The organism is Amycolatopsis sulphurea, assembly GCF_002564045.1.
GTDB lineage: Bacteria > Actinomycetota > Actinomycetes > Mycobacteriales > Pseudonocardiaceae > Amycolatopsis > Amycolatopsis sulphurea.
Genome location: NZ_PDJK01000002.1, coordinates 1029787 through 1056498 on the forward strand (window position 1 = coordinate 1029787; position 26712 = coordinate 1056498).

The 26712-nt window shown below is 67.9% G+C and carries 24 protein-coding genes, 2 tRNA genes and 1 pseudogene; 9 read left to right on the forward strand and 18 right to left on the reverse strand.

What is annotated here, in order from left to right:
• Positions 1-621: 621 nt before the first annotated feature.
• The 4 genes from ATK36_RS10675 to ATK36_RS10690 form a co-directional block, all read right to left on the reverse strand.
• A complete protein-coding gene (locus ATK36_RS10675; RefSeq protein ID WP_245914325.1) occupies positions 622-1374 on the reverse strand; it encodes a transposase family protein in 753 nt (250 codons plus the stop codon).
• 95 nt (positions 1375-1469) lie between these two features.
• The gene (locus ATK36_RS10680; RefSeq protein ID WP_098511107.1) at positions 1470-1796 is read right to left on the reverse strand and encodes a hypothetical protein; all 327 of its coding nucleotides are present in this window, start codon (positions 1794-1796) and stop codon (positions 1470-1472) included.
• The gene (locus ATK36_RS10685) at positions 1796-2398 is read right to left on the reverse strand and encodes a DUF3558 domain-containing protein (protein ID WP_170069685.1); all 603 of its coding nucleotides are present in this window, start codon (positions 2396-2398) and stop codon (positions 1796-1798) included. Before ATK36_RS10685 ends, ATK36_RS10680 begins: the two co-directional genes overlap by 1 nt.
• Before the next feature lie 26 nt (positions 2399-2424).
• Positions 2425-2820, reverse strand: coding sequence for a hypothetical protein (locus ATK36_RS10690; RefSeq protein WP_141544419.1), 396 nt, complete (start codon positions 2818-2820; stop codon positions 2425-2427).
• Positions 2821-3154: 334 nt separating this feature from the next.
• Here ATK36_RS10690 and ATK36_RS10695 point away from each other — a divergent pair, with 334 nt between their 5' ends.
• From ATK36_RS10695 to ATK36_RS10705, 3 genes are all read left to right on the forward strand, one after another.
• Positions 3155-3796 carry a response regulator transcription factor gene (locus tag ATK36_RS10695; RefSeq protein ID WP_098511110.1) on the forward strand — a complete coding sequence of 214 codons (642 nt, stop codon included), beginning with the start codon at positions 3155-3157 and terminating at the stop codon, positions 3794-3796.
• A gap of 58 nt (positions 3797-3854) precedes the next feature.
• Positions 3855-4091: a hypothetical protein gene (locus ATK36_RS10700; protein WP_199730348.1), complete on the forward strand. Its 237-nt coding sequence runs from the start codon at positions 3855-3857 to the stop codon at positions 4089-4091.
• Between the two features lie 123 nt (positions 4092-4214).
• The gene (locus ATK36_RS10705; protein WP_098511112.1) at positions 4215-5513 is read left to right on the forward strand and encodes an acyltransferase family protein; all 1299 of its coding nucleotides are present in this window, start codon (positions 4215-4217) and stop codon (positions 5511-5513) included.
• Here the strand turns inward: ATK36_RS10705 and ATK36_RS10710 are convergent.
• The 7 genes from ATK36_RS10710 to ATK36_RS10740 form a co-directional block, all read right to left on the reverse strand.
• A complete protein-coding gene (locus ATK36_RS10710) occupies positions 5503-6399 on the reverse strand; it encodes an amidohydrolase family protein (RefSeq protein WP_098511113.1) in 897 nt (298 codons plus the stop codon). The genes ATK36_RS10705 and ATK36_RS10710 overlap by 11 nt on opposite strands.
• Complete coding sequence (smpB, locus tag ATK36_RS10715) at positions 6396-6878, reverse strand: SsrA-binding protein SmpB (protein ID WP_098514782.1); 483 nt, start codon at positions 6876-6878, stop codon at positions 6396-6398. The genes ATK36_RS10710 and smpB overlap by 4 nt, the downstream gene beginning before the upstream one ends.
• 178 nt (positions 6879-7056) lie before the next feature.
• Positions 7057-7950, reverse strand: coding sequence for a permease-like cell division protein FtsX (gene ftsX / locus ATK36_RS10720; RefSeq protein WP_098511114.1), 894 nt, complete (start codon positions 7948-7950; stop codon positions 7057-7059).
• A gap of 48 nt (positions 7951-7998) precedes the next feature.
• On the reverse strand, positions 7999-8688 hold the full coding sequence (gene ftsE / locus ATK36_RS10725) for a cell division ATP-binding protein FtsE (RefSeq protein ID WP_098511115.1): 690 nt from the start codon (positions 8686-8688) through the stop codon (positions 7999-8001).
• A gap of 112 nt (positions 8689-8800) precedes the next feature.
• Positions 8801-9904 carry a peptide chain release factor 2 gene (gene prfB / locus ATK36_RS10730; RefSeq protein ID WP_098514783.1) on the reverse strand — a complete coding sequence of 368 codons (1104 nt, stop codon included), beginning with the start codon at positions 9902-9904 and terminating at the stop codon, positions 8801-8803.
• 64 nt (positions 9905-9968) lie between these two features.
• Positions 9969-10469: a PadR family transcriptional regulator gene (locus ATK36_RS10735; protein ID WP_098511116.1), complete on the reverse strand. Its 501-nt coding sequence runs from the start codon at positions 10467-10469 to the stop codon at positions 9969-9971.
• Positions 10470-10730: 261 nt separating this feature from the next.
• Positions 10731-10804, reverse strand: a tRNA-Met gene (locus ATK36_RS10740).
• A gap of 188 nt (positions 10805-10992) precedes the next feature.
• Here ATK36_RS10740 and ATK36_RS34640 point away from each other — a divergent pair.
• Positions 10993-11109, forward strand: a pseudogene (locus ATK36_RS34640) (TetR family transcriptional regulator); the annotation flags it as partial.
• Between the two features lie 409 nt (positions 11110-11518).
• Here ATK36_RS34640 and ATK36_RS32160 read toward each other — a convergent pair.
• The 3 genes from ATK36_RS32160 to ATK36_RS10760 all read right to left on the reverse strand — a co-directional run bounded on the left by ATK36_RS32160 (position 11519) and on the right by ATK36_RS10760 (position 15638).
• Positions 11519-11986, reverse strand: coding sequence for a prolyl oligopeptidase family serine peptidase (locus ATK36_RS32160; protein WP_170069686.1), 468 nt, complete (start codon positions 11984-11986; stop codon positions 11519-11521).
• A 537-nt stretch (positions 11987-12523) separates the two neighbouring features.
• Positions 12524-12597, reverse strand: a tRNA-Met gene (locus tag ATK36_RS10755).
• Positions 12598-12665: 68 nt separating this feature from the next.
• Positions 12666-15638: a UPF0182 family protein gene (locus tag ATK36_RS10760; protein WP_211292013.1), complete on the reverse strand. Its 2973-nt coding sequence runs from the start codon at positions 15636-15638 to the stop codon at positions 12666-12668.
• Between the two features lie 183 nt (positions 15639-15821).
• Between ATK36_RS10760 and ATK36_RS10765 the strand changes: the two genes are divergently transcribed.
• The gene (locus ATK36_RS10765) at positions 15822-16373 is read left to right on the forward strand and encodes a PPA1309 family protein (protein ID WP_098511119.1); all 552 of its coding nucleotides are present in this window, start codon (positions 15822-15824) and stop codon (positions 16371-16373) included.
• A 34-nt stretch (positions 16374-16407) separates the two neighbouring features.
• Here the strand turns inward: ATK36_RS10765 and ATK36_RS10770 are convergent, their stop codons facing one another.
• The gene (locus ATK36_RS10770) at positions 16408-17529 is read right to left on the reverse strand and encodes a YlbL family protein (RefSeq protein WP_245914602.1); all 1122 of its coding nucleotides are present in this window, start codon (positions 17527-17529) and stop codon (positions 16408-16410) included.
• An 89-nt stretch (positions 17530-17618) separates the two neighbouring features.
• On the opposite strand from ATK36_RS10770, the gene ATK36_RS10775 reads away from it, so the two are divergent.
• The gene (locus tag ATK36_RS10775; protein ID WP_098511120.1) at positions 17619-19049 is read left to right on the forward strand and encodes a zinc-dependent metalloprotease; all 1431 of its coding nucleotides are present in this window, start codon (positions 17619-17621) and stop codon (positions 19047-19049) included.
• 746 nt (positions 19050-19795) lie between these two features.
• On the opposite strand, the gene ATK36_RS10780 is transcribed toward ATK36_RS10775, so the two are convergent.
• Positions 19796-20305, reverse strand: coding sequence for a M48 metallopeptidase family protein (locus ATK36_RS10780; RefSeq protein WP_098511121.1), 510 nt, complete (start codon positions 20303-20305; stop codon positions 19796-19798).
• A 218-nt stretch (positions 20306-20523) separates the two neighbouring features.
• On the opposite strand from ATK36_RS10780, the gene ATK36_RS10785 reads away from it, so the two are divergent.
• The 3 genes from ATK36_RS10785 to ATK36_RS10795 all read left to right on the forward strand — a co-directional run bounded on the left by ATK36_RS10785 (position 20524) and on the right by ATK36_RS10795 (position 24041).
• Positions 20524-21597 carry a ThiF family adenylyltransferase gene (locus ATK36_RS10785; RefSeq protein WP_098511122.1) on the forward strand — a complete coding sequence of 358 codons (1074 nt, stop codon included), beginning with the start codon at positions 20524-20526 and terminating at the stop codon, positions 21595-21597.
• 60 nt (positions 21598-21657) lie between these two features.
• Positions 21658-23001 carry an ABC1 kinase family protein gene (locus tag ATK36_RS10790; RefSeq protein ID WP_098511123.1) on the forward strand — a complete coding sequence of 448 codons (1344 nt, stop codon included), beginning with the start codon at positions 21658-21660 and terminating at the stop codon, positions 22999-23001.
• Positions 23002-23102: 101 nt separating this feature from the next.
• Positions 23103-24041 carry a hypothetical protein gene (locus ATK36_RS10795; protein ID WP_098511124.1) on the forward strand — a complete coding sequence of 313 codons (939 nt, stop codon included), beginning with the start codon at positions 23103-23105 and terminating at the stop codon, positions 24039-24041.
• 568 nt (positions 24042-24609) lie between these two features.
• Here ATK36_RS10795 and ATK36_RS10800 read toward each other — a convergent pair.
• Both ATK36_RS10800 and ATK36_RS10805 read right to left on the reverse strand, forming a co-directional pair.
• Complete coding sequence (locus ATK36_RS10800; RefSeq protein ID WP_098511125.1) at positions 24610-24792, reverse strand: hypothetical protein; 183 nt, start codon at positions 24790-24792, stop codon at positions 24610-24612.
• Positions 24789-25661, reverse strand: a complete 873-nt coding sequence (locus ATK36_RS10805) for a class I SAM-dependent methyltransferase (protein ID WP_098514785.1) — start codon at positions 25659-25661, stop codon at positions 24789-24791. The genes ATK36_RS10800 and ATK36_RS10805 overlap by 4 nt, the downstream gene beginning before the upstream one ends.
• Positions 25662-26712 lie beyond the last annotated feature (1051 nt).

Genomic DNA, 26712 nt, shown 5'->3' on the forward strand with positions numbered 1-26712 from the left:
GGGCCGAACCCGCCATCGCCGCGCTGCCCCAGGTCGACCGGGTTCAGCGGCGGTCCTGGCTGATAGAGAGGACCCGGCGCGGGTGGAACCCGCCCCGGCGACGGCCACGAGTCCTTCCGCGTGGTGTCGTCGCCCCGATCGATGGGACGGAGCCCGCTGCCAGGTGGGAGAATCGGCGGTCCAACCGGCTGCCGGACCGGACCCGGCATCGGGGCCGGCCCCGGCGCGGGGACCGGATCTGGCGTCGGAGCGGGGCCTGGCGTGACCGGCCCGGCCCCAGGAGACCTGGTTCCGTGCCCCGTCCGAGGCTTACCAGCACGGCCGTCACCCGGCCCGGGGCCTGCGACGGAGTCCGCCGATGAGCCGTCGGCACCGGCGAGACTGACCTGCGCCCCGGTGTCCTGCAACTGCGAGTACCGAGCAGGCACCCGGATGTTGTTCGATCCGGTCGACGAACTGTAACTGTCGAACACCTGCACGTTGTGTTGCGAATCCGCCTGCCACTGCGACATCCGGTCGGTGTACTTACGGCCGTCACCGCGCAGCAGATCGACCACGTCCTGGTCGGTGAATACCGGCTCCCGCGCAGCCACCGGCTGCACACTGTTCTTGGAGGGTTATTCAGGCAGCCGCATAGAAGTGCAGAGCGATTACCGTTGAGATGGTTTCCGCGAAGGTCTCAATGGGCCGTCGGTAGTCGGCGTGCAGGATCCTCCAGGTTTTGACGTTGGCGATGGTCTGCTCGATGACGTAGCGAATCTTGTTGATCTGGGTGTTGAATTCCTTCTCCCAGTCCAAGAGCTTGCGGTGCTTCGGCTTCTTGATCGGGGTGAGCATATAATTTCCCACGTATCCTTTGTCGCCCATCCAGTTATCCGGATTCAGAGTCAGAAGCGCCCCGGATTCCTTCAGGCAGTACGTGTCGTGCCGGCGTCCTTCGATGGGATCGGAGATCCACGCGAGTCGTCCGTCAAGGGTGCAAGCGATCTGTACGTTCATGCCGGTCGTCTTGTGCTTGCCGGAGTACAGCTCCGGGCGATCGGCCCATGACCAGCACGGCAGCAGGGTTCCGTCCACGATGTACTGCGTCTGGTCGTCCAATTCGTCCGCCGTCGGCACGAACTTCCTGAGAACACGTTCTATCAGAGGCGTCATTCCGGTGATCGCACGACTGATTGTCGGTTGAGATACCTCGTACGCTTCCGCCAGTTCGGCCTGAACCCGATTGCATCGCATGTATGTCAGCGCGATCACCGCCGAGTTGAACAGGCCCAGAATCGGTGGCCACCTACGCTGCTCAGCTGTGGTATCCATGTCGACCAACCCGCACAGGTCGGTGATCTGCTCGATGGTAAGTCCAGTGGTATGATACATGTTAGGCGGTCCGTTTTTGTGAGTACTGAGTGTGGAAACCCAATTCTCTCAATAAACGGGCCGCCGTTGATGTTGACACGCCGGAAACGGCAATCTCAGGTGCCGTGAATAAGCCTCTTGGCATTCTGGAAAGCCGACAACTGATCGTCGGCCGCTCCTTGGGCAATGCCCAGATGCAGAGAATCGTCCATGGCCGCGCGCATCAACGGCGTGCACGAGTTCGCGGAGGCCTCGTTCGCGGACTCGCCGTGCCACGCCCCACGCTGGTACTGGGCCAGATCGGCGACTCGTTCGGCCACGCCTTTGAGACGCTCGCTCAGCCTGAGCGCCGCCCGCTGGGTGGAACCCAGCGATTCCGGTCCCGCTCCGCCCGTCAGCTGCTGATAGATCTCAGCCGCGGTCAGACACCGTTCCGCTTCCATCACTGTCCCCCTCGGATATTGCCGATGATCGCGACAGCCACATCATGCAGGGAAACGCAAGGGTCTTTCTTCTCCTTGCGCGAGTCCGGCTGCTCGACGAAAATTTCAATCGTCTGATCATCACGCACCCCCAGCGAACCGTTACATTTGCCGAACGTCCTCTTTTCGCCGAAATCGTCAACCACTAGCGGGTAGCCCTCGGCCGGCGCGAAGGGCTGAAAGAATTTGAGCAGTTTCCCCTTGTTCGCGTAAACCGATGTTAACCCGCGTTTACTGACGCCATTGATAATGACCCCGATGCTGGCGTGCTCGTACTCATAGCCGCCAAACCAGGCACACTCGGGCCCAGCGGGTCCCCGGTCGGACTTCGGCGTGACCAGTCCGCCGATGAAGCCCTTGATCTGGTCAGCCGTGAGCACCCCGCACGGATCCTGCGAGGCCTTGGTGGTGTCGATCGGGTTCTGCACCTTCGGCACCCCCGGCCCCGGCAACTGACCAGCCACACCGCCGACCGGTGCGGACGAGGACCACTGGCCGGCCTGCGACGCCGGAACCGCCTGCCCGCCAGTGGTTCCGGAGCACCCTGCCACGGCGAACAGCACGACCGCTGGCGCCATCAAGACACGCCTCACAAGCTGCCCCCGACCTTCTTCACGTCGGTCGAATGCGCATCCTCCGCAACCTTATATGCGCCCATCGCCGCCCTGAACTTGGCAGCCTGATCATGGCAGTACCGCACTCGGTCCTGCAGCGACGCGATCAGCGCATCTCCCGAGTTGCGGAAAACCTCCGCGTTATTGCCGCTCGCGTAATCCAGGCCCGGCGACGCCGTCTGCGCGATAGTCTGCGCCTGCCAAACGCCCAGCTCAATCTCCTCGGCGAGCGCCTCGAACTCCTTCGCGACGTGCTCCAGCCCCGCCGGGTCGAGCGAGTAGCCCTCGCCCGTGATCGGCGCCACGACCATCGCACTGAACGACGGCCCGCCGTAACTGCCGGGTTCCGGTCCCTGGCGACCATCAGTCATCTCGTACGCCCTCCCAGCGTAGATCGGCAGACCCCAGTGGCCCACCCATCCGGAGTACCCGCGGGACAACCCGGAAGGCGCTCCGAAACCAACCTGAGGACACCTGTTGCCAACTGCAGGCAATGTATACCAGGCAGAAGTCCTGGGTATCACAGACTTGGATCTTGCGGAGCACGGTGACCTTGCCCGGGTCGTGAGCATCTCGGCCCCGGGCGTGCCGGGTACCCACCCGACCGGTAGAACCGGCAGCCCGAGCCGACCTGCCGGACCCACGGTGACCCGTTCGTGAGTGAATAGGGTCCGGGAGCCGTTCACTCACGAGTTGGGGAGCCTGATGCGGGTTGTGATCGCCGAGGACGCCGTGCTGCTGCGAGCCGGGGTCACCCGGTTGCTCGCCGACGAGGGCATTGAGACCGTCGCCGCGGTGGACAACGGGGACGAGCTGCTCGGTGCCGTCACCGAGCACCGCCCGGATCTGGCGATCGTCGACGTGCGGATGCCGCCGACGTTCACCGACGAGGGCCTGCGGGCCGCGCTCGCCGCGCGCAAGGCGATCGCCGGGCTGCCGGTGCTGGTGCTCTCGCAGTACGTGGAGGAGAGCTACGCGGTCGAGCTGCTCTCCGGCGGTACGGGCGGGGTCGGCTACCTGCTCAAGGAGCGCGTCGCCGATGTGGCGGAGTTCCTCGACGCGGTCCGCCGGGTGGCGAGCGGGGGCACCGCGATCGATCCGGACGTGATCGCCCAGCTGATGGCCCGCGGGCGGCGCAATCCGCTCGATTCGCTCACTGCGCGTGAGTCGGAGGTGCTGGGGCTGATGGCACAGGGCCTGTCGAACACCGCGATCGCGAACTCGCTGGTGGTCTCGCACGGGGCGGTGGAGAAGCACATCGGCAACATCTTCGCCAAGCTCGGACTGGAGGCCAGTGCGGAGGAGCACCGGCGGGTGCGGGCGGTGCTGACCTACCTGGGCCGCTGATCGGTCTCACCCGATTCGAGGGCAGCCCCGCGGTCCCGGCCTCGCCTACGATGGGCTGATGCCGAGCGAGGAGGACCCGATGATCACCGACCGCAGTGTCCGCTTCTTCGGCGGACCGCTGGACGGGCGGGTCCAGGAGCTCACCGACGAGCAGCCGGTGCCGGGCACCGTGGTGCGGCACATCCATCTGCACGGCGGCCCGAAAATCGAGACGCTGTACGAACTCGGCCTGACCGAGGACGGCTGGGAGTATCGGCTGTGCGCGCACGAAACGGAGCCGGACGGCCTCCGCTAGCACCGAGCCGCGTTTCCCACCGGGGGTAGGGCCAGCCCCCCGGTAAGAGGCGCGGCTGACCCGAAGCCGGATTCGGCGGCCTGCCCCGCTGTGCCGAAGCGCCGCGGCCGACAGGCTTTCCCCATGACGACGAGCCTGCCGCGGATCGGCACCAGCACGGCGGTACCGACCCGCCGAGACACTTTTCTCGACGTGGTAAGGGCCGGGGCGATCCTCGCGGTGGTGGCGCAGCACTGGATCATGCCGGTGCTGTCCTATTCCGACGGCACGCTGGCCACCGGCAACGCACTGGCCACCCCCGGCTGGTGGGTGATCACCTGGCTCTCGCAGGTGATGCCACTTGTCTTTTTCGCCGGGGGTGCGGCGAACCTGATCTCCTTGCGCCGCGCGGAATCCACCCGGGCCTGGTTCGCCGGCCGGGTGCGCAGGCTGCTGGTTCCGGTGCTGCCCCTGCTGGCGGTCTGGCTGGTGGTGCCGGATCTGCTGGCCGGCTTGGGAATTCCGCCCCAACCGGTCGAAGTCGCCGGGTCGATCGCGGCGCAATTGCTGTGGTTCCTTTCGGTCTATCTGCTGACCGTGCTGGTCACCCCGTTGATGGTCGCCGCGCATCGTCGCTGGGGGCTTGCGGTTCCGGCGGTGCTCGCGGGAGCCGGGGTACTCGTCGACCTCGCCCGGTTCTCCGATGTCGGCCTGATCGGCTATGCGAACGCCGTGATCGTGTGGGTGGCCGTGCACCAGCTCGGCTTCCACTATGCCGAAGGGCGGCTCGGCAACCTCGGCCGCGGGGCCGCGCTGGGGCTTTCCGCCGCCGGGTTCGGGATCACCGCGCTCCTGGTCGCTTTCGGCCCGTACCCGGCCAGCATGATCGGGATGCCTGGCGCGCCGGTGTCGAACATGAGCCCGCCCACCGTGCTCCTGCTGTTCCTCGCGCTCGGGCAGATCGGTCTCCTGCTGGCGTTCCGGCAGCGGCTGGTGACACTGCCCCGAATCGGCACCGCTCTCGGCTGGCTCGGCTCGCGGTTCATGTCGGTGTACCTGTGGCACATGCCCGCGCTGATCGTGGTGTCCGGCATCACCGTGTACGGCCTCGGTTACGCGACTCCGCAGCCCGACTCGACGATGTGGTGGTTCATGGTGCCGGCCTGGGCCGCCGCGTGCGGCGCGGTGCTGTTCGGCCTGCTCCGGCTGTTCGAACGGTTCGAAACCCAGCCGGACACGATGGTGGTCACCGCACGCACCCCGCAGCTCGTGCTCGCCGGGCTACTCGCCTCCGGCGGCTTGCTCGGGTTGGCCGCGAACGGGTTTCACCCGATGCGCGAAGGACTGCTGCACGGGCCGGTGCCCTGGGTGGTGCTCACTGCGGCCGGCTTCGTACTGGCCGGACGGCAGCTGCGCCGCGGCCCGGCCGTGCTCACACGCTGAGCAGCTTCGCCGGGGTGTCGTGCAGCACGGCCCGCAGGAATGGCTCACCAAGGCGATCGTCGGCCGCCCAGCCGGCGATCGCCTGCAGCTGCGTGACGTACGGGTACGGAATGTTCGGAAAGTCAGTACCCAGCACGATCCGGTCCGCCACTTCGGCGACGCGCGCGGTCCATCCGGCGGGCAACGGCGCGTTCCGCTCCGTGAACGGCACGCCCACCATGGTCGTGTCCAAGTACACCCGCGGATACCGCGCCATCAGCTCGAACGCCGTGTCGTACTCAGGCATCGCGGCGTGCGCCAGCACGGCGGTCAGCCGCGGATGCCGCTCCAGCACCTCGGTGAACACGGACAACCCGGTGTACTCGCCCCGCAACGGGCCGTGTCCACAATGGATCACGACGGGCACTCCCGCTTCCGCGAGCGAGCCCCACACGGGGTCCAGCAGCTCGCCACGCGGATCGTAGGCTCCCACTTGCACATGTGCCTTGAAACATCGCGCACCGGCCCGCAGCGCGGCCTCGACCGAGGACGCCGCCGCGGGCTCCGGGTAGAAGGTGCCGGTGGGCACCGCTTCCGGTACCTGCTCTGCGAACTCGATCGCCCACGACGTGAGCCATTCCGCCATGCCCGGCTTGTGCGGGTACACCAACGGCGCGAAATGCTGTACGCCGAGTGCACGCAGCGTCTCGATCCGGTCCACCTCGGGCATGCGGTAATGCACCGGCCACGCTGTGCCGTAATGTTCTTCGGCTTGGTCGAAATACGCCCATACCTTGTCCATCACGGGCTTCGGCAGGAAGTGCACGTGCAGGTCGATGAGCCCGTCGATCCCGAGCGACGCGGTCCACCTCGCGACGTCGGCGTCCGAGACCGGACCGGGCGTCACTCGGTGAACCGGCCCTTGAGCGCCCGGCCCATCGCCCGGCTGATGTCCCGATCGGCGTCGCGTTTGGCCAGCGACTGCCGCTTGTCGTAGGCCTTCTTGCCCTTGGCCAGCGCGATCTCGACCTTGACCTTGCCGTCCTTGAAGTACAGGGACAGCGGGACCAGCGAGAGCCCGCTTTCCTTGGTCTTGCCGATCAGCCGCTCGATCTCCCGCCGGTGCAGCAGCAGCTTGCGGGTGCGCCGCGGCATGTGGTTGGTCCAGGTGCCCTGGGTGTACTCCGGGATGTGCACGTTGCGCAGCCACACTTCGCCGTCGTCGACCGTGGCGAACGCGTCGGCGAGCGAAGCCTTGCCCGCGCGCAGGCTCTTCACCTCTGTGCCCTGGAGCACCAGCCCTGCCTCGTAGGTGTCCAGGATGGAATAGTCGTGCCGAGCCTTGCGGTTCGACGCGATGACCTTCTGTCCACGTTCCTTGGGCATGCCGACCACTCTACGTGGCCTGGGGGTGGCTCGGCACTCCGGTTTCCGGGCGGGAAGCCGCAGCTCCGCGCGAGGTTTTCCGGCTCGGTGAATATTCCCGACGCGGTCTTCCCGCGTGCTCAGTCCACTCCGGACACCCGCAGCGCCGCGCGTACCTAAGCGCGCGCGGCACTTACCGCTAGTGGCGCACGTACAGACGCAGCGTCACGTACCCGGTGATCGCCGAGATCACCACGGACACCGCGAGCAGGATCGGCGCGACCGGGAACAGCACTTCCAGCGTGGTGATCTGCGGGAAGACCTCGCCGGTGAACACCGAATCGAGGAACGACAGCTTCGTCAGCAGCAGGAACACCGTGCCGAGCACCGCACCGACCACGCCGGCGACCACCGCCTCCAGCAGGAACGGCAGCTGGGTATACCAGCGGGTCGCGCCGACCAGGCGCATGATGCCGACCTCGGTACGCCGGGTGAAGGCCGAGACCTGGATGGTGTTCGCGATCAGCAGCAGCGCGGCCACGGCCATGATGAGCGCCATCACGAAGGCGATGTTGCGCACGCCGTTGAACACGTTGAACACGCGGTCGAGGAACTTCTTCTGGTCGTCGACCTTCCGCACGCCGGGCTGGCCCGAGTACTGCTTGATGATCGCGTCGGACCGGTCCGGGTCCTTGAGCTTCACCTGCAGCGACGCGGGCAGCGCCTCCGGCCCGGTCAGCTCGAGCAGCTCCGGCTGGCTGGCGAAGATCTTCTGGAACCGCTGGTAGGCCTGGTCGCGGTTCTCGTAGACCACGGATTCCACGCCCGGGTTGTTCTGCAGCGATTGGCGCAGCGAACCGCACATCTGCTGGCTGCAGTTCTTGTCGTTGGCGCTGACCTGGTCGACCAGGCTGATCGAGACTTCGACCTCGGCGAGGAAGTTCGCCTTCATCTTGTCGATCGTGCGCACGGCGAGCAGGCCGCCGCCGAGCATGGCGAGCGAAACCGCCGTGGTGAGGACCATCGCGATGGTCATCGTCACGTTCCGGCGCAACCCGGTGACGACCTCGCTGAAGACGAAACTGGCACGCATCGCTGGTGTCTGTCCTTGGAATCGGGGCTGGAGTCGGGCGGGGTGGCGTCAGCGGCCGATGCCGTAGACGCCGCGGGAATCGTCGCGGATGACGCGACCGAGCTGCAGCTCGACGACCCGGCGCCGCATCGAGTCCACGATGGAGTGGTCGTGGGTCGCCATCAGCACGGTGGTGCCCGTGCGGTTGATCCGTTCCAGCAGCAGCATGATGTCCTGGCTGGTGTCCGGGTCCAGATTCCCGGTCGGCTCGTCGGCGAGCAGCACCAGCGGCCGGTTCACGAACGCCCGGGCGATCGCCACCCGCTGCTGCTCCCCGCCGGAGAGTTCGTTGGGCAGCCGGTCCGCCTTGCCGTCCAGGCCGACCAGTTCGAGCACCTCGGGCACGACCTTGCGGATCGTCGGCCGGGGTTTGCCGATCACCTCGAGCGCGAAGGCCACGTTCTGCGCGACGGTCTTGTTGGCCAGCAACCGGAAGTCCTGGAACACGCAGCCGATGGTCTGGCGCAGCCGGGGCACCCGGCGCCGGGCGAGCTTGGCGACGTCGAAGTTCGACACCATGACCCGCCCCTTGCTGGGCACTTCCTCCCGCAGCAGCAGCCGCAGGAAGGTGGACTTCCCGGAGCCGGACGGACCGATGAGGAAGACGAACTCACCCTTGTCGACCTCGACCGACACCTGTTCCAGGGCAGGCCGGGTCGAGGTCTTGTAGACCTTGGAAACCTCTTCGAGCCGGATCACGATTCGGCATCCTACCCATGGGCCTTGTAAAGGCGGGGTTGCCGGTGCCCGGACGGGCACCCGGGGACCCCGCAGGCAGGGGCCCCCGGCTGTCCGAAGTGGAGGAAGTGGATCAGGCGGACTCGGCCTGCCGGCGCCAGCGGATGCCCGCTTCGAGGAACCCGTCGATATCGCCGTCGAGCACCGAGGAAGGGTTGCCGACCTCGTGCTCGGTGCGCAGATCCTTGACCATCTGGTACGGGTGCAGCACGTAGGAGCGCATCTGGTTGCCCCAGCTGGAACCGGCATCCTTGAGCGCATTCAGTTCGGCGCGCTCTTCCTCCTTTTTCCGCTGCAGCAGCCGCGCCTGGAGGACCTTCATCGCGGCCGCGCGATTCTGCAGCTGCGATTTCTCGTTCTGACAGGAAACGACGATGTTCGTCGGAAGGTGGGTGATGCGCACCGCGGAGTCGGTGGTGTTCACGCTCTGTCCACCGGGGCCCGACGATCGGTAGACATCGACGCGGATGTCCTTTTCCGGAATGTCGACGTGATCGATTTCCTCGACCTCCGGCAGCACCTCGACGTGGGCGAAGGAGGTCTGGCGGCGGCTCTGGTTGTCGAACGGCGAGATCCGCACCAGCCGGTGGGTGCCCTGTTCGACCGAGAGCGTGCCGTACACGTAGGGCGCGGACACCTTGAACGTGGCGGACTTGATGCCGGCTTCCTCGGCGTAGGAGATGTCGTAGACGTCCGTGGGATAGCCGTGGCGTTCGGACCAGCGCAGGTACATCCGGAGCAGCATCTCGGCCCAGTCGGCCGCGTCCACGCCACCCGCTTCGGAGCGGATGGTGACCACCGCGTTGCGGTCGTCGTACTCGCCGGAGAGCAGGGTGCGGACCTCGAGCCCGTCGATCTCCTTGACCAGCTCGCCGAGGTCGGTCTCCGCCTCGTGCATACTGGCGGAGTCGCTCTCGGCGGAGGCCAGCTCGTAGAGCACGCCCAGATCGTCGAGGCGCTGGCGCAGCTCGGAGACCCGGCGCAGCTCGCCCTGGCGGTGCGACAGCTGGCTGGTGACCTTCTGCGCCTCCTCCGGGTTGTCCCAGAGGGTGGGGCTGGAGGCCTGTTCCTCGAGCGTGGCGACCTGTGCCCGCAGTGCGTCGAGGTCCATCACCGACTCGATCTGCGTCAGCTTGCCGGTCAGGTCCCGCAACGAGGCATCGAACTCATCACTCACGTTGGCCAAGGTTACGGCAAAACCCACGACCGGTTGCGCACCGGTCGTGGGGTCGCCCGTGATATCAGGCCTGCGGAATCGCGTCGAGCAGCTTCAGCGCGGCCTTGGCCTGCGCCTGAGCGAACTCCGCGACGGCCTTGGCGTAGGGCCCGTCGGCCGCCTTCGTGGCCACCTTGGCCTCCTCCAGCCTGCCCTGATAGGAGGTACGCGCCGCCTCCAGCAGGCCGGACCGCTGCTTGGCGGTCAGCGATCCCGCGTGCACCAGCCGCAGGATGAGCGGGCTGCGCAGGTGATCGGGACCGGCCTCGGAGGCCAGCCACGTCTTGAACGCCTTCTTGCCCGCGGCCGTCAGTACGTATTGCTGGCTGGAGCGTGGTCCCTGCTTGCCCAGCCGGACAAGCCCTTCTTTGGACAACGCGGGCAGCTCGCGATAGACCTGGCTGCGAGTGACACTGAAAAAGGCGCCGAACCGCTCGTCGGCTCCAGCGACCAACTGCCCACCCGTGGCGGGACCGTCGTGCAGCAAACCGAGCAGCGCAGCTGCCGTAGCATTCAATTCGGACACGCTCTCTACCGTCCCACTTCATTGCGGCTATGTCCACAGTGGCCAGCAATCTGTCCACAATGGCTGGTCAACAACCCTCGTTCAGCCCAACCCGAAGGCATGTCCTTTGTGGACCCGAATACCCTCTGCAACCCCCCGCGCACCTTTACCCCCTGCCGCAACCACCACCCGAGCGACCCCGCGCTGGCGAACAGCGAACGATCTGCGCGCACAAAAAGGCACCCGGCCTGCACATTCGTGCAGGCCGGGTGCCTTGACAAGTAGCGGGGACAGGATTTGAACCTGCGACCTCTGGGTTATGAGCCCAGCGAGCTACCGAGCTGCTCCACCCCGCGTCGTTGTAAGGAGAACACTACACACCCCCGTCCTGCCCCCGGACACCACCCCCCGCTAAACCCCTTTCCGCAGCCCACACGGCCGGAGGCGGTCAAGACGGCACGTCCCGAGGTAAACTCCGGACGTGCCGGAGCAGCAGGCGCCGCGGACCCGGCGAGGCCCCAAGCCGCGCATCAGCCTCGACGCTGTGCTCGACGCCGCCCGGACGCTGCCTTACGAAGAACTCACCATGGCCGCGGTGGCCGCACGAGTCGGCGTCTCCACACCCACCCTCTACGGGTATGTCGCCGGCCGAGACGCACTCCTGTCGGCCCTGGCGCAACGGATCTCGCTCGCCCTCGAGCCACCCGATCCCGAGCTGCCCTGGCAGTCCTGGATCCGGGAACTGGCGAAAGTGCTCTTCACCGCGCTGACGGACAACCCCATCCTGGCCAGCTCGGAGACGTGGACCCAGCTGGTTCGTGCCTCTGCGGATCTCATCACCACCGGCCACCGCGTGCTGCGGCGCGACGGCTTCTCCGATCAGCAGGCCCGATCGCTGATCGGGGCAACGCTCAACCTTTCCCATTCCCACGCCGTGCACTCCGTCATGCCTCGGCCGGACAATGCCGGAGACAACGCGGAACTCGACGAAGACACCATCACATTTGTGACGGCCACGTACGGCGGTGCGACGCACGAGCAGTTCCTCGACGAACAACTCGATCTCGTGATCAGAGGAGCCAGACCGGGCGACGATGCCGAATGCCGTCCCGGCCAGGAACGGTCAGGCCAAGCTCGCGGAACAAGAACGCGAGTTCATCGGTGTGCCATTCCACGACGGTGCTCATTTCCCCGATCCCGTGTGCCACGCCGTCCCACACGCGTAGGAGCACTGCGTGCTCGCTACTGCTGGCAGCCTGCAGTCGCGCGGCAAGCTTGCGGGAGTGCCAGGGCGGGCATGAAAGGTCGTCTCGCCCGGCGGACAGCAACACGCTCGGGTAGTGGCGGCCCTCGACGACGTTGCGGTACAGGTTGTACGCGGCGAGAACGGCCGCATCATCCGGGTCGTTGTACTCGTCGACGCAGGTGGGGAGCACGACCGGGTCTCGCACCACGCGCTGCACGGCTGCCACGGCTACGAGCAGCCCGCCGTTCGACCGGCCGTAGACGGCCAATGACGCGGGGTTCGTGAACGTCAACGCCTCCACCCTGCTGCGCAACCGTTCCCTGCCGGGAACCGCACACAGATAATCGCGGGCAGCCTCCACTGACAACCTCAGGGTCGGTGTCGTCCTCCAGCCACTGATACGGGTCGATGAAGGACAGCCCACCCTCAGTGTCCTGCTAGGGGCGCACGACGGCTTCGGGTTGCGCGGCACGCAGGTTCTTCTCCTCAAGGGTGCTCTCGGGTCAGAGAACGTGCGACGTGACCGAACTCCGGCGACGAGGTGGCGGCGCCGGTCCCGGTCACCACTCCCAAAACTCTGAACATGCTTCGGAGTTTTGCCAAAGGGGATCGCACCGCTGCGCTCGCAACGGTCCACCCCGGACTTGCCGCCCCGCCGCACCACGGCCGAGCACGCCCTCCGTCGAGCCACCAGACCGGCAGCTGCCGCCATGCGGTCAACGCCGTTAGGTGCCGATGCCGGATGCGAAATCTGCTTCCGAACAAATCCGGAGTGAACATACAAAGGCCACGATCAGCTTGATCGTGGCCTTTGTGCGGTCTTGCGTTGTAGCGGGGACAGGATTTGAACCTGCGACCTCTGGGTTATGAGCCCAGCGAGCTACCGAGCTGCTCCACCCCGCGTCGGTGACACCTACCTTACGCCGGGGTTTCCCCCGGGCGCAAAGCAGGTGCCTATTCCGTAACGGAGATCACCCGCCGGGCTGCTGAGGTGCCGCACTGGCCGGTGCCGAACTGGGTTTGGCCGCCTCGTATTCCTTGGTCGCCGCGTCGAGCGCGGTGAGCGCCGCACCCTGGTCCGTGAAGTTCCCGGACTGCTGTGCGGCCTTGAGCTTGGCCAGCGCCGACTGGATGTCGGCGACGGCCTTGTCCAGCGCCGGGTTGCTGCCCTGGTTCGGCGGCGGGGTGGCCGGTGCGCTCGGCGTGCTCGGTTTGGCCGGCTGGGTGCTCGGTGTGCCGTCCGCGGGCGGGGTGGTCGCCGCGACGCCGGTCCCGGTGCCGAACACCTGGTCCAATGCCTCGTTGAGTGTGGAGGCGAACCCGATCTTCGAGCCGTAGGACACCAGCACCCTGGCCAGCTGCGGATAACTCAGTTGGTTGCGCTGGCGGATGTAGACCGGTTCCACGTAGAGGAACCCGTCGGCCACCGGCAACGTGATGAGGTTGCCGTAGATGGGAATGACGTTGGGGTTGTTGAGCAGGGTGCGGTCCTGGGCGACTCTGGGGTCGCTCTGGAATCTGTTCTGCACCTGCACCGGTCCGTCGACCTGGTTCGCCCCGCTGGCCGGGGGTAATCGGAGTACCCGGATGGTGCCGTAATCCTGCGGATCGGAGGAGACCGACATCCAGGCGGACAGATATTGCCGTTGCAGCCCGGTCAGCGCACTGGTGAGCTGGAACGTGGCCCGCCCTTCGCCGGCCGCATTGGCGAGCACGTAGTACCCGGGCTGGTTGGCCACATTGGCCGCGGTCGTGGTAGAGCTGCCGTCCTCGGTCGGATCCTGCGGCACACTCCAGAAAGCCTGTTGCGCGTAGAACTCCTGCGGACTGTCCACATGGTACCGCGCGAGCAGTTCCCGCTGGATCTTGAACAGGTCCTCGGGATAGCGGAAGTGCGAACGCAGTTCCGGGGAGATTTCGGAACTGGGTTTGACCAGCCCCGGGAACACCTTCTCCCAGGCCTTCAGCACCGGTTCGTTGTCGTCGACCGAATACAGGGTGACCGCGCCGTCATAGGCGTCGACGGTCGCTTTCACCGAGTTCCGGATGTAATTGATCGAGTTGTTGGCCTGTTTCGCGACGCCGTTGAGGGAATCGTTGGTGGCCTCGCCGAGCTGGGTCTGCTGGGCGTACGGGTAGTTGTTGAGCGTGGTGTATCCGTCGACGATCCACTGGATCCGGCCGTTCACGACCGCCGGGTACGGATCGCCGTCGAGGGTGAGCCACGGGGCGACCTTGCTGACCCGGTCGCGTGGTTCGCGGTTGTACATGATCTTCGAGCCGTCGCCGATGGCGTCGGAGAAGAGGATGTTGCGCTCGCCGTATTCGGCGGCGAACGCGAGCCGGTTGAACCAGTTGTCCAGCGAAACGCCGCCCTTGCCCTGGTAGATGTACCCGCGCTGGCTGTCGGTGTCGTATTCGCCGGGTGCTTGCCCCGGCGTGCCGCCGACGATGGCGTAGTCGTTCTCGTTGGTCAGCTCGCCGTAGTAGATGCGAGGCTGCTTGACCTGGATGCCTGGCTGGCCGTTGACCGAGCCCGCGCCGGACGGGTTGGTCGTGTCGCTGGTCGTGGCGAGCGGGTAGCCACCGTCGGAGTTGGAGTCCTTGACCGCGCGGTCGATGGTGTTGGCCGGCGCCGCGACGAACCCGTTTCCGTGCGTGTAGACCAGGTGCTTGTTGATCCAGTTGGTCTGGTTGCCGGTGAGCCCGTCGGTCTTGATCTCCTTGGCGGCCACGATGTAGTCCTGCACGGTGCCGCCGACGTTGTACCGGTCGATGTCCAGCTTCGCCGGGAACCCGTAGAAGTTCTCCCGGCCGACGCGCTGGGTGAAGGTGTCGCTGAGGATGTTCGGGTCGAGCAGCCGGATGTTGGACACCGTGCCGGTGTCCGCCTTCACCGCTTCCGGCGTGGCCTCGGTCTTGCCGGGATATTGCTCGTATTTCACCTTGGTGAGCCCGAACGCGGACCGGGTGGCGTCCATATTGCGCTGAATGGACGTGGCTTCCTTGTCGTTGGCGTTCGGCTTGACCGAGAACTGGTCGAGGATGGCCGGCCAGGCGACGCCGATCAGCACCCCGGACAGGATCAGCAGCACGAGCGAGATGGCCGGCAGCTGGAGATTGCGCAGGAACGCGCCGGCGAAGAAGGCGACCGCGCAGATCACCGAGATGCACAGCAGGATCAGCTTCGCGGGCAGGACCGCGTTCAGATCGGTGTAGGTGGCGCCGTTGAACAACGGCATGTCCCGGTTGGACAGCAGCAGGTTGTACCGGTCGAAGAAGTATTCGGCCGCCTTCAGCAGCACGAAGATGCCGACCGTGATGGCCAGCTGGGCCCGGGCGGGCCCGGCGAGCTGGCCGCCGCGGCCGGCCAGCCGGATGCCGCCGAAGAGGTAGTGCGCGATCAGCGCGCCGAAGAACGAGACCACCACGGTGATGAACAGCCAGCCGAGCAGCCAGTTCACGAACGGCAGGGTGAAGGCGTAGAAGCCGATGTCGATGCCGAACTGGGGGTCCGCCTGGCCGAACGAGGTCCCGTTGAGGAACAGCTGGACGGTCTGCCAGTCGCCCATCGCGGACACGCCCGCGATGATCCCGGTGAGCACCGGGATGCCGATGCCGAACAGCCGGATCCGCGCGACCACCACCGAGCGGTAGCGCGAGAGCGGATCGTCGCGGCCGGACACCGGCACGAACACCGGGCGGGTGCGGTAGGCGATGATCAGGCTGACCGCGAGTGCCCCGCCGACCAGCAGCCCGACCACGAGGAAGAGCACGATCCGGGTGAGCAGCTCGGTGGTGAACACCGAGCGGGCCTGCACCTCGCCGAACCACAGCCAGTCCACGTAGGTGTCCAGCAGCCGGACACCCAGCAGCAGCCCCAGCACGATCACCGCGGCGATGATGAGGAGGATCCGGCTGCGGCGGGACAGCTTCAGGCTCACCGGGGGCCGAGTCGCCACGGCAACGCTCCTGTCTTCGTCAACACGTACGCAGGGTGCCGGAACGGGCGGGCCGCACTGGTCCCCTGATTGCTCTAACTCTACGGAGGGTGTCCGAGTTCCCTCGCCCCGCCCGAACTCCGAGGCGCGGCGGCAGCCCGGGCGGCGGCCTGCGACGATGTCGCCATGCCATCGAGTGAGCCCTCCGCCGCACGCCCGGTCGCCGATCTGGCGCGGGAAGTCGAAGAGTTCGTCGCCGCCGGGGGCTGGGATCAGCCGCCGCAGCTGTTCGCGCTGGTCCCGACCGCGGCGCTGCTGGACGAGCAGCCCGAGCTGGCCGGTCAGCTGGACCGGGCGAACCCGCTGACCCCGGTGGCGCAGGACGCATTGCCCGACGGCGACCTCGGTGAATCGCTCGGCCGGATCGCCTGGCCGGAAATCGTCGTCGGCTGCGCGCTGGCACAGGAGATCATCGTGCTGCCGCCGGACGTGGAGGCCGAACTCGAGGGCGTCGCCGAGGCGGACGGCGACCGGCTGCGCCGCGCGGCCGCGGACCACCCCCGGCGCACCGAGGCCCGGCTCGTCGCCGCGGTTCTGCGGGACGGCGAGCAGGCCTGCGTGATGCGGCTGCGCGGAGTCTCCGCCGAAGGCGGCGAGGAGGCCGTGGACGAACTCGTGGAAAGCCCGGACCTCGCACCGAACCTGATCGAGGCGCTGACCACGACCCTGCATCCCTGATCCGCCGGTTTCCCGGGCCGGGTCGTCCTCGCGCTCAGCAGTGCGCGACCGGACGGCCCGCCTTCAGGTTCTCCAGCTGGATCAGCGCATCGTCCAGTGTGGACACCTTGATCAGATTGAGCCCGTCCGGCCGCGCGGAGACGGCCTCCGCGCAGTTGTGCGCGGGCACGAGGAAGTCGGTGGCCCCGGACTCCCGGGCACCGACCACCTTGAACGAGATTCCGCCGATCGGGCCAACCTGCCCGGTCTCGCTGATCTCGCCGGTCCCCGCGATGTGCCGTCCGGCGGCGAGGTCGCTCTCCGGTTTTCCGGGCGGGGTCAGCCGGTCGATGATCGCCAGGGTGAACATCAGCCCGGCGGACGGGCCGCCGACGTCCTGCAGCGAGATCGCGACGTTGAACGGTGCGTTCACCCGGTCGACCGCGGTGAGCCCGAGGAAGCCCTGCGCTCGGTCGTCGCGGTGGGCCAGCGTCAGCTCGGCGGTCTGCTCGGCCCCGCCGGAACGCTGGAAGACGACCGGCACGCGCTGCCCCGGCTTGGTCCCGGTGAGCGCCGCGGCGACTTCGGTGGATTCCTTGATCTGCTTGCCGTTCACGGTGATCAGCCGGTCGCCGGGGGCGAGCACGTGGTCGGCCGGGCTGCCCGAGACGATCTCCTTGGCCACCACCTGCACCGGGTGGCCGAGATGCCGCAGCGCGGCGACCTGTGCGGCGGTCTGCGAGTCCTGCAGCTGCTGGATGTTCTCCTGTTTCACCTGTTCATTGGTTTCGCCGGGCTTGTAGTACTCCTCACGCGGGGCGAGCGCGTACCGCCCGCTGGCCCAGAGGCCGAGCGCGGTGAACAGGTTGAGCCCGTCGTTCAGCGAAACGGTGGTCATCCGCAGCTCGCCGCTGGTGCCGTAGGTCTGCTGCCCGTTGACCTGGATCACCGGGTTGCCCGCGGCGTCCTTGCCGAGCGTGTCGTAGGTCGGCCCGGGGCTGATCGCGACGTAGGGCACTTGGACCAGGAACCCGACCACTACGAACACCAGGAACAGTGCCCCGCTGACCAGCAGCGTCCAGCCGCGCCGGGTCATCCGGCGGTCCGTACGGGCCGGTTCGCGGGACGTGGCCGGGCGCTGACTCGGGGTCGCGGTCTCCTCGTCGGGTTTGGTCACGTGCGACAGCGTACGGTGACGGAGTTCGCTTCACGGTGAAGGCCATGGTTGACGCGCTGAGCGGGTCCGTACCCGCGTACGGTGGTCCTATGAGCAAATCCCCGTTCGGTTTCGGACCGCCCGATCCCGACAAGCGCGGCGACGGTGATCCCTCGGACCCCTCGGAGCAGCCATCCGGCGCCGAGGCGTTCAACCAGCTCGGGCAGATGCTGAGCCAGCTGGGCCAGATGCTCAGCCAGGCGGGCACGTCGAGTGGGCCGGTCAACTATGACCTGGCGAAGCAGATCGCGCTGCAGAACCTGAGCGGGCGGGACGACGCGAAGGTCGGCTTCACGACATCGGGGTCCGAGGATTCCTCGTCCGCGGTACGCGACGCGGCACACCTCGCGGAACTCTGGCTGGACGCGGCGACGATCCTGCCCGCGGGCGCGACCAGCACGGTGTCCTGGTCGGCGCGGACCTGGGTGGAGAAGACCCTGCCCACGTGGCAGCGGCTGTGCGACCCGGTGGCGCAGCAGATGTCCGGTGCGTGGATGCAGGCACTGCCCGAGGAGGCCAAGCAGGCCGCGGGCCCGTTGCTGTCGATGATGGGCCAGATGGGCGGGATGGCGTTCGGCTCGCAGCTGGGCAACGCGCTGGCGCAGCTGGCCCAGGAGGTGCTCACCTCCACCGAGGTCGGCCTGCCGCTCGGCCCGTCCGCGACGTCCGCGCTGCTGCCCGCGAACATCGAGAAGTTCACCGAGGGCCTGGAGCTGCCGAGCAGTGAGGTGCTGGTGTTCCTCGCCGCTCGCGAGGCCGCGCACCAGCGCCTGTTCACGCACGTGCCGTGGCTGCGCCAGCGGCTGCTGGCGACGGTCGAGGAGTTCGCCCGCGGGATCACTGTGGACACTTCGGCGTTGGAGTCGCTGGCCGGCCAGATCGACCCGGCCAACCCGGCGAGCATCGAGGAAGCGATGTCCTCCGGGCTGCTGGAGCCGCAGACCACCCCCGAACAGCAGGTCGCGCTGAAGCGCCTGGAGACGTTGCTGGCGCTGGTAGAAGGCTGGGTGGACGTGGTCGTCGCCGATGCCATCGGCGACCGCCTCCCCGGCGCGGAGGCCCTGCGCGAGACCCTCCGCCGCCGCCGCGCGACCGGCGGTCCGGCAGAGCAGACCTTCGCCACCCTGGTCGGCCTGGAACTGCGGCCCCGCCGCATGCGCGCCGCGTCGTCCCTGTGGAAGCTCATCGGCGACCGCCACGGCCTGGAAAAGCGCGACGACCTGTGGTCCCACCCGGACCTCATGCCGACCGCAGAGGATCTGGACGAGCCACTGGACTTCGCCGAGCGCCTGGCCACGCCCACCACCCTCCCCGCCGACCTGGACCCGATCGCGGAGCTGGAACGCACCGGACGCGAATCCAAGAACAAGCCCACGTCCACCGAGACCTCCCCCACCGAGACCTCCCCGACGGCGGGTGAGGACACCGACGAGGACAAGGGCGACAAGGGAACCGGCTCGGGCAACACCGACCCGTCCTGACCCTTCACCGGGTCCCGTCTGGTCGAGATTGGCTCTGCCCTGGCCGGGCCTGACCCCGGCCGATCCGCGTTGACCACTCCCAGAACGGACAGGCTCGGCCACACCAAGCCGAGCTTGGCCCCGCTCGATCCGTGTTGGGCTGCCCGGCCCGGACTGGCTCTACCCGGACCAGCTTGGTCCCCGCCCGACCCGATATGACTCCGTCCAGTTCGCCTACGGCTGAGCCCCTCCAGTTCGGATCGGATTGGGCAAGGCCCGATCCAGATCGGCTCCGACCGGTCCCCGTGGCTCAGCCACCCACGAGCCACCGCCTCAAGTGGCCGCGCACCCATCCGTGCGCGGCCACTTCGCGTATCGGAGACCGGCGAACCAGCATCACCCGCCCGGCTTCACGCCTGCCCCCGGATCCCGATGCCTACCCTTGGCTCCCTCCCCACCGACCGTCCCGACAACCAAGTCCGACACCCACCCACCAGCCGATCAGCTCGAGCCCAGGCCACCCACACAATCCGGCGAACCGCCGCGTTAACCATCCGCCCACCTCATCCGCCCGACCACCGAACGCAATCCACGTCCCCTCCGAAAGCCCCCGCCGCCGCAAACAACCCACCCCACTCCCCCAACACCCGTCAATCCCTCATCCCACCCGGCCCACGCCCGCCACGCACCAGGCCGGCAGCCCCGATCCCACCACCCGGCGACCCCACCTCACCCAGCCACAGCCCCACTACCGATCGCCCCCGAACTCATTCCTCCACCGAAATACCCCACCCCGCAGCCGCCGAGAGCCCTTCGAGATACCCGATGGCCCGCTCCGTCTTCGGGTACCGGTTCACCAGTTCCCAGAACGCCGCGTCGTGTCCCGGCTCGCGCAGGTGGGCCAGCTCGTGCACCAGCACGTAGTCCAAGACCCACGACGGCACCTGCTGAAGCCGCTCGCTCACCCGGATCGTCGCGTCGACCGGCGTGCACGACGCCCACCTGGTGCGCATCGGGGGCACCCACCGCACGCTCGCAGGCAACGCCTTGCTCCGGAGGTACTTGCCCGCGAGCAGCGCACACCGGGCGAGCAGCGCCTCGTCCGATGCTTTCAGGGGCGGGGCCTTGCGCGACCCGGGGCGCTGCAGCTTGCGCTCCATCTCCGCGACCCAGTGTTTCTCTTCCGCCCGGGTCATCCGCGCCGGGATGAGCACCACCAGGGTGTCCTCGTTCCAGTACGCGGTGACCGTCCGGTGCCGGCGCGCGCTGCGCCGCACCTCGACCTTGTGCTGAGGAGTGTCCGATGGGGCGCTCCCGCCCCTGCCCCGCAACGCGGGCATTCGTGCTTCGACCACTCCCCAACGGTAAGGCCCGGCACCGACAACTTGGGAGCGCTGAATGGTCACAGCCCCGAGTTGTCCACAACTGACCACACCTGTGGACAACTGGGTTTTTCGTCCTACGGGGGAGACCGGTCCGTGCCAAGCTGACCGGCATGACGTTGTCCGCCACCCCGCCGCCGAACGTGCTCCTTCCGGCGTATCCGACCTTGCTCCCGGGCATCCACGTGCTCGACCGCGACGAAGACGAGGTCCAGTTCGGCCTCGACCCCCGGCACGGTGTCGTGGCCGGTGGGCTGGCGCCGCAGGTCCTGGAGGTCGTCCGGCACCTCGACGGCAGGCGCGGGCTCGAAGACGTGCTGCTCGCGGTCGGTGAACACCGGGACCAGTGCCACCTGCTGCTCAAACAGCTCACCACGCTCGGTCTGGTCACCGAAGCACCCCGGCCGGCGGCCAAACGCGTCGAAACCGGGTTGTGGTCCCTGCGCGCCCGCCACCACCAGACCGCGCTCACCGATCGCCGCCGGCAGAGCCTGGTGGCTGTGCACGGCAGCGGGCGGCTGGCCGTGGCAGTGGCCCTGCTGCTGGCGAACGCCGGTGTCGGGCACCTCGACATCCGCTCGGGCGGCATGGTCACCGAAGCCGACATCGGATCCGGGCTCACCGCCACTGAGCTGGGACAACCCCGTCGGCGCGCGATACTGGCCATGCTCGCCCGGCTCGCACCCGACGTGTCCACCGCGCGGAACCACCGCCGCACTCCCGACCTCGTCCTGGTCACCGACACCATCGTCCCGGCCCCGGAGGAGATCGCGGAGCTGGTCGAAGAGGGAATCCCGCACCTGCCCGTCTTGGTCCGCGAAGGCACCGGCGTCGTGGGCCCGCTGGTCATACCCGGTCGCAGCGCCTGCTTGCGATGCTGTGACCTGCACCGGACCGATCTGGATTCCTCGTGGCCGCGGGTGGCGAGCCAGCTCGTCGGCAAGTCGCCCCGGCCGGATCTCGGCGCAGTGCAGTCCTGCGCGGCGCTCGCCGTCGCGCAGGCCATGCGTTTGCTGTCCCCCAGCGCGGAGCCGCCGCCCACCTGGAACACCTCGCTGGAAATCGACAGCTTCGACGGTCGGGTCCACCACCGCGGCTGGGAGCCGCACCCCGGCTGCGGATGCGGAGCACCCGTTGCGCCGGAACAACTACTGCCCGAGCCGGAGGAGGTACTGCAGGAGAGGTAGCCCACATCGTCACGCTCTGCAGGCTGCGGAAGCCAAGCCCGCCAAGGCAGAATCATCACCGTGACCGACTCCCGCGACCGCACCGGAGAACGCGAATCCGCTTTGCCCCGGCGGGGCGCCGCGCGTACCGCGAAGCTGGCCAGTCTTCCGCTCGGTATCGCGAGCCGAGCCGTCGGTGGCTGGGGCAAGCGGCTTACCGGGCAGAATGCCGAGCAAGTCAACGCGGTGCTGTCGGCCAAGGCCGCCGAGCAGCTCTTCGAGGTGCTCGGCACGCTCAAGGGCGGCGCGATGAAGTTCGGCCAGGCGCTGAGCGTGTTCGAGGCTGCCGTGCCCGACGACCTGGCGAAACCGTACCGAGAGGCGCTCACGAAGCTGCAGTCGGCGGCGCCGCCGATGTCGGCCCGGCAGACCCACCGGGTACTCGCCGAGCAGCTCGGGCGGTCGTGGGCGGGCCGGTTCGCCCACTTCGACGACGAACCGGCGGCCTCGGCGAGCATCGGCCAGGTCCACCGTGCGACCTGGCACGACGGTCGCGAGGTGGCGGTCAAGGTCCAGTACCCCGGTGCGGACGAGGCTTTGCGCAGTGATCTGCGGCAGCTGCAGCGATTCAGCAGGCTGTTTCAGGCGTTCGTGCCCGGCACGGACGTGAAACCGCTGCTCTCCGAGCTGGCCGAACGGATGGACGAGGAGCTCGACTACCTCGCCGAGGCCGACCACCAGCGTGCCTTCGCGAAGGCCTTCGAAGGTGATCCTGCCTTTCTCATCCCGCGGGTCGTCGCGAGTGCGCCGAAGGTCGTGGTCACGGAGTGGGCCACCGGTATGCCCCTGGCGCAGATCATCGCCGGCGGGGACAAGCGGACCCGAGATCTGGCCGGCCGGCTCCTCGCCGAGTTCCACTACTCCTCACCGGCCCGCGTGCACCTGCTGCATTCCGATCCGCATCCGGGCAACTTCATGCTGACCGCGGACGGCCGCCTGTGCGTGATCGACTTCGGCGGCGTCGCCAAGCTGCCGAACGGCATTCCACGGCAACTCGGCGAGATGACCCGGCTGGCGCTCGACGGCCATTCGGACGAACTGATGCGGCTGCTGCGGGAGAGCGGCTTCGTCCGCGCAGGCGCCGAGCTGTCCCCGGCCGAGGTGCTGAGCTACCTCGCGCCGTTCACCGAGCCGCTCGCCACCGCGACGTTCCACTTCACGCGTCGCTGGATGCAACGTCAGGCCGGCCGGCTCGGAGACACCCGGGGACCCGATTTCCGGGTCGGCCGCTCGCTGAATCTGCCGCCGGAGTACCTGATGATCCACCGGGTCACCGCCGGGTCCACCGGCATCCTCTGCCAGCTCGACGCGGACATCCCGGCACGCGGCATCGTGGAACGGTGGCAGCCCGGTTTCGCCGCCTGAGTTATCCACAGGATGGGGCGTTTTCGGCGTGGTGGCAGGAAGTTGTCCACAGATCCGCGGAGGCTGTTCCACTCAAATGGCAGAGCCGTCATTCTCGATGCATGACGACTACCACTGGTTCCGATCCGGTTGCTTTCAGTGATCTGGTGACCAACGGCGTGCTCGTGCGGAGCCATCTCCGCGACGCCGGGATCTCGGAGCGAAGGATCGCGAAGCTCTCCGGGCCGGGTGGGCCTTGGCAACAGGTCTACTCCGGAGTGTTCCTGGTGCACGACAAACCTCCGAGCCGGGAACAACTCCTGCACGCGGCAATCGCGCGTTGCCGCCCGCACGCCGTGATCACCGGCGCAGACGCTCTCCGTGCCCACGGCGTCAACCACCCGCTCACCGCCCAGATCCACCTACTCGTGCCGCACTATCGCCGGCTCGCCTCGGAGCCGGGGCTCATCGCGAGCCGCACGGCACGGATGCCGGAGCCGGTGATGGTCGCCGGTCTGCCCTACGCCACGCCGGCGCGCGCCGCGCTGGACATGGCGCGCCGGGAGAACGAACCGGACACCGTCGCCCAGCTTGTTTCGCTGCCGTTGTACTGGGGACTCTGTGACCGCGCCGAGCTGGCCGCCGAGCTCGACGCAGGCAACCAGCGCGGCTCCGCGGCGGTGCGTTCCGTCCTTCGCGGTCTGGACGACCGGGAAACGTTCGCCCACGGCCAAGCCCTTCACGTCCTCCGGCAGACCCCGTTGCCCGCGCCGCAATGGAACGTGGCCGTCTGCGATCGCCGCGGCAGGCGGATCGGCACCGCGGACGCCTGGTGGGACCAGGTCGGGATGGCCTGGCGCTACCGGACTTCCGCAGGCCCCACCGACTTCAGTCACCTGGCGCTCGCCGCCACCGGCACCGTGCTGTTCCGCTGCACCCCGCGGCAACTCGTCGACACGCCCGACGAGATGAGCCGTGAGCTACTGAGTGCCTACACCCAGGCCGCCCGTACCCCGCGCCCGAAGGTCCGCGCCGTCTACCACGCAGGAAACGCGGCTTGAGGCCAGACTGACACAGAAACAAGGAGGTGAATCGCCATGTCGACTGAAGTTCTCGTACCCACGCCCGGCAGTCGCCGAAGCCCGGCCACCAACGCCGTGTGCGCGTCTACTGTGGACGCCGTGTTCCTCGATTTCGAGGCCTTCCAAGAGTCGATGGCCGCCAGCGGGTTGCCGCCCTTGCGGGGCGGATCGCTCGGCGTCCGCAGTGACAGAGCTGATCGCTGTCGCGCTGGAAGCGCAGCTGCGACCATGCCCACCGCTCAACGCTGGCTGGCCCGCAACCTTGCCAACCGCACGACCCTGCCTCACCGCACAACCCGCTCTGGGCCCGACCTTGCCTCGCCGGGCGACCTTGCTCAACCGCGCAGCGTTGGCTTGCCTGCAATATTGGCTCGTCGAACGGCTGGCGTCGTCGCGGTCTGGCTGCTCGCTTGGCAACGCTTCCGCGCTGTGGTCACGCCTCCGTGTCTACGCCGGCCGATCCCTGACAGCGGCGCGATGTCGGCAGCGCAGGTGGAGCAGGTAGTACGAGGTAGCTGTTCGTGGAAGGTCGCTGGAGTGCTCTCGTTCACCAGTATTCGTCGGGCAGTTTGCCTTCGATGTCGCGGGTGTGGGTGCGGGCGCATTCCGGGCAAAGCCAGCGTTCGGTGCCGTTGTCTTTGGTACAAGCCCAGGCCAGGGCGGCGAGTGCGTCGGTCTCCGCGACGCGGAGGCGGCCGCAGCGGGAGCAGGCAACGTTCGGGGTGGTCATGCGCGACGTCCGTAGTGCACGGTGCGGGCACCGAGGAGGTACAGGTCTCGTCGGTTCGCGAGGTGGTGTGGGCCGGCCGGGTCGAGGAGCGCGGCGAGGGTACTGCGGTCGTCGTCGGGGAGGAGGTCGGCGGCGTGTTCGGCGAGCTGGGAAAGGTGGTGGTGCAGGTAGCCGGGCAGAGTGTCCGGGCCTGGCGCGGGGTGGTCAACCAGCACGCTGAACGAGCCGATCCCGGTGAGCCCGGCATGTTCGAGCGCGATCGGCCAGCCGTAGGGCATCGGCACCGAGCCGTCGATGCCTTCGCGCATTCCGGCGAACCATTCGGCCTGGGCGGCGTGCAACCGGTCTTCGAGCCCGGGGCGTCCGAGCCCGAGATCCCAAGGGAGGCAAGCGAAACTCAACCCGCCCTCGGCCAGCGCGACGATTCCACCCGGCCGGACCGTGGCGGCGAGCGTCACGACCGCGGCCTGCTGGTCCGGCAAGTGGTGTACCACCCGCGAGGCCCAGACCAGATCGGCGGCAGGCAACGTCGCCGGCAGTTCGGCGTCGGCAAGGTCGGCGCGCACTGCCCGCACCTCGACGGACGGACCCGCCACTGCGCGGACCGCTCGTTCAGCTTCACCGAGCAATTCCGGCGTTGCGTCGGCCAGCACGATCGTGCCACCGCCCCGAGACACAAGTTCCCGGGCGAAGTGCGTGCTCACTCCACCGGCGCCGCAACCGAGATCGACTACTGTCGGGCCGTTGGGAAGCTGCGCGACGAGCCGCGCGGCCGCGGCCGCTTGCGCCTCGGAGTCGAGACTGTCGGCGGCGCGGAGCAACGCGAGCCGGTCGGCCCAGTCGATGTGATCGTGGGTATGCGCGGACATGGCCCCATTGAACACCCGGCAACGACCATCGCCAGGAGGCTCTCCGGCAGGCCCACCGAACGTGCCGGCCCCCGATACGCGCGCAGGTGCTCCGGAGTCCGCAAACACCCACGTGCCCGCAAGTCTCCAGTACCAGCGGAAACCGGCAATACACGCCACGATGCTTACGAATTTCGAATACGTACGATGGCAGAACGGCTTGAACGGAATCCCAGCGCGGGTCGCGTCGGGGGGCGAAGCGCAGTCCACCCGACCGGAGGTGACCGGGCAAGCCGGAAGTGACCCGCAAGCGCCGAGTCACCTGGTGACTCCGTGCCGACCCAACCGGAAGTCACCGGCAAGCGCCGAATCACCCGGCGACCCCATGCCGACCCAACCGGAGATCACGGGGCAGGCCCCAGGTCACCTGGCGAACCCGTGCCCGCCGAACCGGAGCAGATCAGGCAGGCGCCAGGCCACCTGGCGACTCCGTCTCCACCCGACCGAAGATCACCGGGCAAGCGCGCCATGCCACCCGACGAACCCATGCCCACCCAACCGGCAATCGCCGGGCAGGCGCCGGGTGACCTGGTGACTCCGTCGTCTCGACCGTCAGGTGCCTGTTGTCGGCCTCAGTTTTGTCGGCCCCGGTACGGGACTTGGCTGCCACCAAATCTGCCTCAGCCACCGACGGACAAGCGAGCCTCAACGAGTTCGCGAAGTCGCATTCGCTTGGTCTGCGGACGACGGGCGCGTCCGCTTGCCGTCTCCTTCGGCACCTCGCTGAGCAACTTGCGTACGCGAAACACCCCTAGGCGCGGGAATGGCTTCCAAGCGACCGTCCCAGCTCCCCGAAGTCGGAAAACAAGGCGGGCCAACGACACCAAACAGCCCCGGACCGGGAACGACGCCGGGTGCCGAGCACACTCGCGGGCTTGAGTACCGCGAGCATGACCCGGAACCCACGAACCGAAATCCCTGCGGGACGACCCGGAGCCGTGCGAGCCACCAGCGTCCATGGAACCTCTGCGAGCCGCCGGCGCCCAATGGAATCCCTACGGGACGACCCGGA

What these genes read in the sequence shown, in the direction of transcription:
- ATK36_RS10705 (WP_098511112.1), top strand. Translation starts at nt 4,215, where the DNA reads ATGACGACGAGCCTGCCGCGGATCGGCACCAGCACGGCGGTACCGACC.
- ATK36_RS10680 (WP_098511107.1), bottom strand. Translation starts at nt 1,796, where the DNA reads ATGGAAGCGGAACGGTGTCTGACCGCGGCTGAGATCTATCAGCAGCTG.
- ATK36_RS10795 (WP_098511124.1), top strand. Translation starts at nt 23,103, where the DNA reads ATGACGACTACCACTGGTTCCGATCCGGTTGCTTTCAGTGATCTGGTG.
- ATK36_RS10775 (WP_098511120.1), top strand. Translation starts at nt 17,619, where the DNA reads ATGAGCAAATCCCCGTTCGGTTTCGGACCGCCCGATCCCGACAAGCGC.
- ftsX (WP_098511114.1), bottom strand. Translation starts at nt 7,950, where the DNA reads ATGCGTGCCAGTTTCGTCTTCAGCGAGGTCGTCACCGGGTTGCGCCGG.
- ATK36_RS10700 (WP_199730348.1), top strand. Translation starts at nt 3,855, where the DNA reads ATGCCGAGCGAGGAGGACCCGATGATCACCGACCGCAGTGTCCGCTTC.
- ATK36_RS10695 (WP_098511110.1), top strand. Translation starts at nt 3,155, where the DNA reads ATGCGGGTTGTGATCGCCGAGGACGCCGTGCTGCTGCGAGCCGGGGTC.
- ATK36_RS10690 (WP_141544419.1), bottom strand. Translation starts at nt 2,820, where the DNA reads ATGACTGATGGTCGCCAGGGACCGGAACCCGGCAGTTACGGCGGGCCG.
- ATK36_RS10785 (WP_098511122.1), top strand. Translation starts at nt 20,524, where the DNA reads ATGACGTTGTCCGCCACCCCGCCGCCGAACGTGCTCCTTCCGGCGTAT.
- ATK36_RS10800 (WP_098511125.1), bottom strand. Translation starts at nt 24,792, where the DNA reads ATGACCACCCCGAACGTTGCCTGCTCCCGCTGCGGCCGCCTCCGCGTC.
- smpB (WP_098514782.1), bottom strand. Translation starts at nt 6,878, where the DNA reads ATGCCCAAGGAACGTGGACAGAAGGTCATCGCGTCGAACCGCAAGGCT.
- ATK36_RS10805 (WP_098514785.1), bottom strand. Translation starts at nt 25,661, where the DNA reads ATGTCCGCGCATACCCACGATCACATCGACTGGGCCGACCGGCTCGCG.
- ATK36_RS10675 (WP_245914325.1), bottom strand. Translation starts at nt 1,374, where the DNA reads ATGTATCATACCACTGGACTTACCATCGAGCAGATCACCGACCTGTGC.
- ATK36_RS10765 (WP_098511119.1), top strand. Translation starts at nt 15,822, where the DNA reads ATGCCATCGAGTGAGCCCTCCGCCGCACGCCCGGTCGCCGATCTGGCG.